At 65.3% G+C, this 8,600-nt stretch carries 6 protein-coding genes; all 6 read left to right on the top strand.

What is annotated here, in order from left to right; translation table 11 throughout:
• The first annotated feature begins 397 nt into the window (after positions 1–397).
• The 6 genes from ACZ7HQ_RS44170 (at position 398) to ACZ7HQ_RS44145 (ending at position 8,304) form a co-directional block, all read left to right on the top strand.
• Positions 398–1,360, top strand: coding sequence for an META domain-containing protein (locus tag ACZ7HQ_RS44170; protein WP_471002965.1), 963 nt, complete (start codon positions 398–400; stop codon positions 1,358–1,360).
• 665 nt (positions 1,361–2,025) lie between these two features.
• Complete coding sequence (locus ACZ7HQ_RS44165) at positions 2,026–2,403, top strand: transposase (protein WP_471002962.1); 378 nt, start codon at positions 2,026–2,028, stop codon at positions 2,401–2,403.
• Between the two features lie 1,922 nt (positions 2,404–4,325).
• Entirely contained in the window at positions 4,326–4,658 is a 333-nt protein-coding gene (locus tag ACZ7HQ_RS44160) for a histone-like nucleoid-structuring protein Lsr2 (RefSeq protein ID WP_471002960.1), read from the top strand.
• A gap of 1,325 nt (positions 4,659–5,983) precedes the next feature.
• Positions 5,984–6,709 (top strand): hypothetical protein, encoded by a 726-nt coding sequence (locus ACZ7HQ_RS44155; protein ID WP_471002958.1) that lies wholly within the window; start codon positions 5,984–5,986, stop codon positions 6,707–6,709.
• 480 nt (positions 6,710–7,189) lie between these two features.
• Positions 7,190–8,071 (top strand): GDSL-type esterase/lipase family protein, encoded by an 882-nt coding sequence (locus ACZ7HQ_RS44150; RefSeq protein WP_471002956.1) that lies wholly within the window; start codon positions 7,190–7,192, stop codon positions 8,069–8,071.
• An 83-nt stretch (positions 8,072–8,154) separates the two neighbouring features.
• Positions 8,155–8,304 (top strand): hypothetical protein, encoded by a 150-nt coding sequence (locus tag ACZ7HQ_RS44145; RefSeq protein ID WP_471002953.1) that lies wholly within the window; start codon positions 8,155–8,157, stop codon positions 8,302–8,304.
• The last annotated feature ends 296 nt before the right edge of the window (positions 8,305–8,600 follow it).

The raw sequence follows: 8,600 nt of genomic DNA, 5'->3' as shown, positions 1-8,600 counted from the left end.
GCGATCTCCCACAGCCCGTCCGGAACAATCCAACTCCACGTACCCCGCCCCATAACCAAGTCCAACGACCCAGCCCCACATAGGACACGGTCTAAGGCGTGTGGAGGTATCCGGCAGGAGGAGATGGCACTGCCTGGAGTCTCCAGGAAGCGGGACTCATGTGTGCCGCCCAACAAATCTCCGGTGCCTTCCGTGGTGGCTGTGCGCCGCGCTGATTTCCGTTTACAAGGAGGAAGACATGTCAGCACGTAACAGGAGGGCACGCAGGACGTCTGCCGGACCGGTGGCCCGGTATGTGGTCATGAGCCTTTCTCTGAGCGTCGTGCTCGGGGCAGGTGCGGCCAGTGCGGCCCCCGCCATGGCAGCTCCGGCTGGTGCGGGGAGTACCGGCCGCGCCATGATGCCGTGCCCTCAGCACTGGAATCCGAGGTTCGGGATCGGCCCGGTCTGTGAGACGAGCGGTGCCCACCCAGGCACGAGCCCGGGACAGACTGCGGACGAGAAGAAGTTCCAGGAACTTCTGAGGGAACTCCAGCAGGAGGCCTCTGATCTGTCCAAGACCCTCAAGCAGATTGAGGACCTTTCCCGCCAGGGCACGCAGCAGGGCACCGGCCTGCCCCCGTCTCCCTCGCCGAAGCCAGGGCAACCGGACATCAACGCTGGTGGCTGGAGTCCGGCGAACGCCGCCGACCCCTACATCAAGAAGATCGCACAGTGGGCGGTGAGTGAAGCCAACCGGGAGCAGCACCTCACGGGTAGCGCCGCCTATCACATGGTGTCCCTCCAGAGCGCCGAGTCCCAAGTGGTAGCCGGTGCCAACTACCGCCTCAAGATCCAGCTCGACCGCCCGGGCCCACAGCTGGTGGAAGCGCTCGTCTGGGACCAGCCCTGGACGAAGTCCCGCAAACTGACGTCCTTCGACAAGATCGAGCCGACCACGCAGACCACGAGTGAACCGGTAATCGGCGTTGACTGGCGGGTCGAGAGCGTCACCGCCAACGGCACGACCTACAGCGCCCCCGCCGACAATCACTCCGCAGGCCTGCGCATCGCCAAGGACGGGACAGCCTCTGGCGGCCTGGGCTGCAACCGGTTCTACACCCGTGTCACCGTGGACGGTGACCACATCACGTTCGGCAACCTGGTGACGACCAAGATGCTCTGCACCACGGTCACCATGCCCTTCGAGCAGACCCTGAGCCGGATCCTCACCGGCGGTCCGCTCACCGCCCAAAGCCACGACGGCAAGCTCACCCTCGCCACCGCTCAGGGCGACCATGTGAACCTCACCCGCAGCACACCCGAGCAAGGGCACTCCCAGCACCGACCTGGCATGGCCGAAGGCACCCCGGTCCGGTAGCAGCACCAAGGCACCAGCGCACTCAACCGCTCCGGGGCGCTTTTGGCGACAAGCTCCTGGTGCAGCACCTTCGCGCGCTGTGCTCGCCCCTCCTCCCAGCGTCGACGCAGATGCTCGAGAAATGGATCGCGGCTCGTCGGTCGGTGAGTGAGGCGGGTGGGTCCGCCGTATGCACTCCTCCCAGGTGGCGGCCCGGGCGTGCCGACGCACCGCGTGCCGGTCCAGGCCCCAGCTCGCGAGCTGCCACGTTGATCGAGCGGCCCGTGCCGGTCACGGCGTGCACCTCGTGCACCACCTCAAACAGTCGCCTGACGTGGCGGCGGGGAAATGTGTTCCGCTCGGTCCGCGGCTGCCGCAACTGTTGCTTGTCTGCACGGCGACGGGCGCGCAGTACGGGCCGAGGACCACACCACGGCACTGGCCCTGCTCGATGAGCGCCGCGTCAACCTCACCCAGGCCCGGGTCCGCTCCGTCAGCCAGCTCCACGCGGTGCTGCGTGATCTCCTGCCCGGCGGCGCTCCGGCCCAGCTGTCCACAGACCAGGCCGCCGGGCTCTTGCGGGCCGTCCCGCAGGCGCGGTCGAGACGGTCCGCAAGGACATCGCCCGCGACCTGATCGCCGAGATCCGCGCCCTGGGCAGGAGGCTCACTGACAACGCCGCCCACATGCAGACCCTGGTGGAGACAGCGGCCGGCATGTTGATGGACACCCCCGGTACCGGGCGGGCGAGCCGATTCCTCAGTGCAGCTGCGTTCGCGAACTACGCGGGTGCCGCCGCAGTGGAGGTCGCCAGCGCAGACAAGTCCCGCCACCGGCTTTCTCGTTCTGGAAACCGCCAGCTCAACTCCGTCCTCCACACCATCGCGGTCGTGCAGATACGTATGCCCACCTCGCCCGGATACGACTACTACCAGCGCAAACTCTCTGAAGGAAAGACACCGAAGGAAGCGAAGCGTCGCCTGAAACGCCGACTCGCCGACCACGTATGGCGCGTCATGATCGCCGACGAACGCAAGGCCGAACTCCTCGTCCGGACGCCTTGACAGACACAGAGGTACCCCGACGTTCTCGGACAGCGGTCCCCATAGGATCGAAGAGGGTGGTGGAGTCCCATGCGACCGGATTGGACAAATCCCCCTGAGCAAGGCCGAATTATTCGGCCTTGCTCAGGTTCGTCGCATCAAGCGCGAGGGCTGCCGCCAGTTGAACAACGACCGCCGCACGCTCGCCGCCGCCAATTGAGCATCGCCGACCCTCGGTGCTGAAGGGGTACGACGAGCGGGACGGGGATCCAGATACCGCCGTGCGCACGCCGCTGCTGGGTCACCGCCGACGCCCCTCGGGGCCACATCCACCGCCAGTACACACGTACCGACGACGCACCCCCGAACGACAAGAAACGGGCCGTTCCCGCTCAGCATCAGCCCATCCAACCATCATCCACCTGGTCCGACGACGACGCGTTCCACGACCGCCGACTCCAACGGGCCTTCTTCGTCTCGGCCTTGTCCAGTATCCGGCACTGCTCCGAGACGTCGGCTTTACGATCACAAGCCAATCGAGGGCAAGTGTCACACCCAGGCTGTCCGAGCGCTCGGCCGTCGCCACACGGCTGCCTCCTTGTGCTGGACTGCGCCCAGATTCCGGCATCGCGCCACCCGTGACTCTCCGGCGGCCTCTCGTCTGCGTCAGGGCTAGCCGGCAAGGCCGACTCGATCGTGTGATCTTCCATGGGATGGGTGGGGTCGGCCGCTGGCGGGCTGCCATCATGATCCCGCGCCGACATGCTGGGGCCTTTACCCGCCCGCTGTCGGACGGGGGCCTGGATCCGCTCCGCCTGTTTTCCCTCACGCACCGGGCAGGTGGTGGCGGGTGAGCCCCCGGAAGCTGGGGAGCCGACCGGGGGCTCACCGGACTTCTACCTCTCGCACAGCGACGTCGAAATCAACGCGAGCGGTGGAGACGCTCCTTCACCAGGTCACGGACGTCGCCAGCGAACCAAGCGGTGACTGCGTCGGGGGGAACGGGCGTGCGGACGGTTGACCGGCGCCCGAACACCGACTGGATCGAGGTTGCGGGGAACGTCGAGGAATCCCCCGAGACGGTCGTTCTGCACCGTCGCCGATAAGGTCCGTTCCCACCACCCATGGTTGCCTTCTGACGGATTTGGTCCGCGTTCAGGTTGAGCCGGTCTGGTCGGCACATTCATCCGCAGCTTCGTGCCGGCTGTCGGCGGCCCTGGCGAACTCGATCGGATGACGTTTGGTGGAACGAGTCAGTGGCCTCCAGGGGGATGTCATCCTATCTTCGTCGCCCGGCGGCAGGGGACCCGTGGGCACCCGGGTAGAGGCCCAGGTCCATTGCCGGGCGGCACTTTTCTGGACCCGTGCCCGCTGCCTTTCCCGCTGCGTATCCGAGGCAGGCGGGAGCGATGCGCCCCCGTCAATGCTGATTCGGGCGAGGGCTCACGAACCGTTCCGAGAGCGATCTCAGCTCGGGCGGCGCAGGGCGCCATGGTGGACGGGTTGCCGGCGGCCGGTAGAAACCCAGGTCAACTGCGGCGCTTCCACGCTCTTCGCAGACGCGTCCTCGCCAGGCACCAAGCGCGACACCCGGCCCGTCCTGCGGGTCTCGGGCCGCCTCTCATGTCCAAGGAGCCTTGGAGGTGCCGTTGAAGGCCTGGCCATCGCATTGTCACGCTGTCCGCGATGGAGTCGATGACGCGGCGGTATCGATATCGGCGTCCCGGTCGATGTAGTGAGAAGGTGCGTATTGTCCAAAATCAACCGGTTACCATAGTAGTAGCCCTGAATTGAATGGTTCCATCCCGTTTAGTAACCTCGATACCTTCGACCTGTGAGGTATGGCATCGGGTAATGCCGCCGGGGAACGCGGCAGTGGGAACATCTTCAGAACCGGTTAGCGAAGGGATTGGAATTTTGGAAATTTGATGTACGATCCGCTCATGGCTCAGAAGGTTGTGACTATCTACACGGACGACCTCACTGGTACGGAATCCGACGAGGTGTCCACACACGGGTTCTCGCTCAATGGCGTCGAGTATGAAATCGACCTGACACCCGAGAACTATGACAAACTGGACGCGGCTCTGCGCCCGTTCATCGAAAAGGGACGCAAGATGGGGCGGGCCAAGGGTGCGGGGCGCGCACGCAAGGCGCCGGCAGACGGGCCCAGCGCCGAAGAGATGCGGGCATGGGCGCGCGAGAACGGTTACGAGGTAAACGACCGCGGCCGTGTCCCCAGGGAGGTCCGCGAGGCCTTCGAAGCGGCGCACTGACCACGAACAACACAAACCCCGGCGTTACGCCGGGGTTTGTGTGTATGCGAAGGGCAGCGGCGAGTGGGCGTGCTCTCCGAGGCGATCCTGCCCTTCCACGCCGCGGTGGGGTCTCATCCCACTGCGACAACCAGCGGCGGCCGTCACCCCGCTGACCTCCTTGATCAGAGCGGAGCGCCCAGGTGGGCGATCTTTCGCCGCTTTCATGGGTAAGCCCCCCTCTGGATTTTCTATCAGAATGTCCGAGGTCCGTGAAGATCATCACATCCCGCCCCTCGACTGATAACGCCCGACGGCGTGGTCGACCAGGTGGCGCACGTACTGAAAGCACTCTTCACGGACTGCCAGACGACCATGGCCACGGCCGGCTCGATAGTGCGGCCTTGGTACTCCTGCAAATTCGGGCGGTCTCTGAGGGTGGCCTGTGTGAATCCTGGACACAGGCCCTTCCGGGAAAAATAGGGGAAACCAACATGGCGGAGCCTGTCCAGGACGGTAATACTGCAGCGTGGTCAGGAACTGATCTCTGTAAGCCGGTTCCCGGCCGAGAGTCCGTAGGAACTTCCGTCCTCTGACTGGGCGAAATTCGGTAGGAACCAAAAGCGTGGTGATCTTTTTGGCGGGCCGTCGCCTGCTGTTCGCGCTCCGTGCCGGGCTGTGTGAGCATGGCGAGCAAGCTTCGTTCCATGGCATTGGCGCAGGAGCCAGGTCCAGCGTGAACGGAGCGCCAGCGGGACCAGGCCCGTGTCGGGGGCGCCGCTGCCTCGAGATTGACTAGTTCCTGGTCGTGAGCCGACTCGAGTCAATATTCCTTACGGATGTGAGGTCGGAAGGCCTCGGTAAACACCTTCCCGACGAGATGCCGGACATAACGGCGACTGGAAAATTTTCTACCCAAAACACGGCGATCCGCAGGAATTCGAACCACCGATCCTCCTCGCGTGTTGACAGCATTGCGCGAGTGCGACAAGAGGAAGAGAAAAAAGTTGAGCAGTTCAAGGAAGTCGCCAGGTCAGCACCGTCTGAAGAAGCAGGCCAGTAACACGAGAGGCAAACGTGCCCTCTCCGTGACGGCTGCCGCCCTGGCCGTGACCGGAGGCGTCCAAATGGCGAACGCCACTGCCAGCTCGGCCAGCCCCTTCCCGTGGGGGACTTATCTGCAGCCCTTGGGCGGCAGCAGGGCGATGCCGGTCATCTACTACGGATTTCGTGGAGCTGTTGACGGCACCACACGGAGCGCGGTTGAGCGGGCCGCGAGGATTTGGAATGCCAAGCTTGGCACTGATCTCCTCAGGCCGGCTGGGCCCGGTCAATATCCTTCGCTGATGCTCAGCAAGGGATATTTAAATGGCGGCTATGTGGGCTGGACCCAATTAAGCAACTGCTATGGCGGTGCATGCCGGCAGGGTGATATCACGCTCAACCCTTCCTGGTTCGATGGCTGGCGGCGCGCCGAGAACTCCCCATTATTTACCAGGCAAGTTGATACGGTCGTACATGAACTGGGTCATGCTCTTGGACTGGGGCACTCGACTGGCGGGTGGGACCAGAACAATCCGGGGAACCCCGATGAAATCATGAGACCGACCATCACCACCCACGTGCACGAGCCCAGCGGTCCGGAGGTTGACGCGGTCAGCAGGTACTACCACCTGCAGCCTCGGCGGCCGGGTACTGCGGACCCGCGACCCGCCCAGCCCGAGAACCGGCGACCCTTCGAGCCCGAGAACCGGCGACCCTTCGAACCCGAGAATGGGCAGTACCGGCAGACACAGTTCTACATCCAGCACAGCGATGGGACCTGGCACGACTTCAAGCCTGGTTCCTCAACAGAGGGCTACCGCGGCGTCATCGGCTGGGGCCTGGACAGCAGTAACACATGGAGAGAGATCACCAATCCCCGCAGCTACCTGCACGGCGCTGGGGCGGATTCAAACGCCCCTGCTGAGGATCAGCGGCGCGCCGACGAACAGCGCCAGGAAGATCAGCGTCGCGCCGACGAACAGCGCCAGGAAGACCAGCGGCGCGACGAAGGCCGGGCGGAGAGGTAGTCATCCGGCGCACAGGGGCTGCCGACGGACCAGTACTCCAGCAACATTTCGCTGCCTGACCTGCGGGTTTCGCCGGACAGCTGGAGTGTAGCGGTCGCGGAGTGGCCAGGGGTGGCCTTCAGTAGGCCGCCCCTCGATCGCGCGCCAACACCGCAGGGACCCGCCCTCGTCCCGGAGGTGTCACGTGCTAGTAGATCTTGCTTCCAATGTGCAGGTGCCCGCGTGGCCCATGTGCGATGTCCTCGGGCTTCGCTCGTCGCGGTTCACCGTTCAGGAGGGGACAGTTCTGGCCCTCACCGGATCCCCTGCGACAGCTGACACGTCATTCTGCCGCGTCTTTCCAGTCCACATAAGGGGGCTGCCTCCTCTACTTCCGCACCGAGCGTCCCGGTCTACGACTACTGCTCAAGCCACGGCGCTCACCGAATGGCGCGCGGCCGGCAGGAGCCCACCGGTCAGGCCGGCCAGAAAGGCGGTGACATGCCGGTCAGCGTTCGTCGGCGTGCAGGCATGTGCGTCATTGCCCTTCTCGCAGAGGCGACCGTTCTGGTCGGCTGCGGCGTCTCAGCCCGGGCCACACACTCGCCGAACGTCATGGCACGTGTGACGTCGACGCGTCAGCCCGCCTCACTTCCGGTTGACCAGCCCGCCTCACGTCCTGCCAACGAGATCGCCACCGCCACTGCGATCGCGTCCTCTCCCGACACGGGCACCATTGTCATCATCGGAGCTTCCGTCTCCGGCGGCTATAAGGCCACACCCGGCGCGGCATGGCCGAGCAGACTCGCCCGGATCCTGAAGCAGACCGGTCGGCCGAACCGCGTGGTCAACGCCAGCATCGGTGCCACCCGTCTGCTCACCGATAAGGGTCCCAGACTGCCCAGCTTCCTGACCCGTGAGTACAAGGACGCCCTCGCAGTGCCCGGAGCGGGCGCTGTCGTAGTCACCGACGTCATCAACGACATCCAGCAACCCCCCCACCAATACGACGCGGCAGCGATCATCGCCGGGCTGCGGTCCTTCGTCACCAAGGCACACACCAAGGGCGTCAAAGTCATCGGCGCCACTATCCCGCCCTACCGCGGATTCGCACGCTACGAAGCCGCCGGGGAGCGATGCCGACGAGCCGTCAACCACGCCATCCGTAGCGGTCGTCTCTTCGATGGCGTCATCGACTTCGACGCGGCGCTCCGAGACCCGGCCGATCACACCCGTATGCAGCCCGGATACGACTCAGGAGATCACCTCCATCCCAACGACGCCGGACACCAGGCCATGGCTCGGGTCATCAACCCCAATCTGTTCGCCGCGACGTCCGGACGACATCCTCCAGCAGCTCGCGCCGGCAGCACTTCCCCCTGAGCGGTGGACACCTCGACGTGGCTCCGTAATGGGGCCGGGGAGGTGTGCGCGTTGAGGTGATGAGGCTCTATTCGCCTCCGCGGATGGCGAGGGTCGTCGCCCTCACCCGCCTCCACTGGCGGGGCCGGTGCCACAGCGAGGGCGACTTCCACTCCTACGACGGCTGCGTCCCGATCGTGGTGACCAACGGTGGCGCTGCAGCGCGAGCACGGCCGGCCGGCCTCGCGTCCTGACCTCCCGGGCTGTCGGCGGGTCGCGGTGGTCAGCCGGCCGGCGTGGACGAAGCCACGGTGCCGTGCACTCCCGGCCAATGCCAGGACCGGTCCCCGACGAGTCGGCACGGTCCGCACACCCACCCCCTACTCACCACAGGGTCCGTGTGAGGGACGCCGATACCGACGCCCCTCACACGGACCCATCAACTGACACTCCGGAACCAGCCGCCACCCAACCGCCGGCCCCAGACGCCAGCGTCAACTACTCGACGCGGCCACCCTCCCGCTCCCGGTTGCGCTCACCCTCCCGCTCC

The organism is Streptomyces sp. NPDC037290 (genome assembly GCF_055603245.1).
The sequence above is the reverse complement of the archived record's forward strand: the minus strand, read 5'-3'. Positions and strand labels throughout refer to the sequence as shown.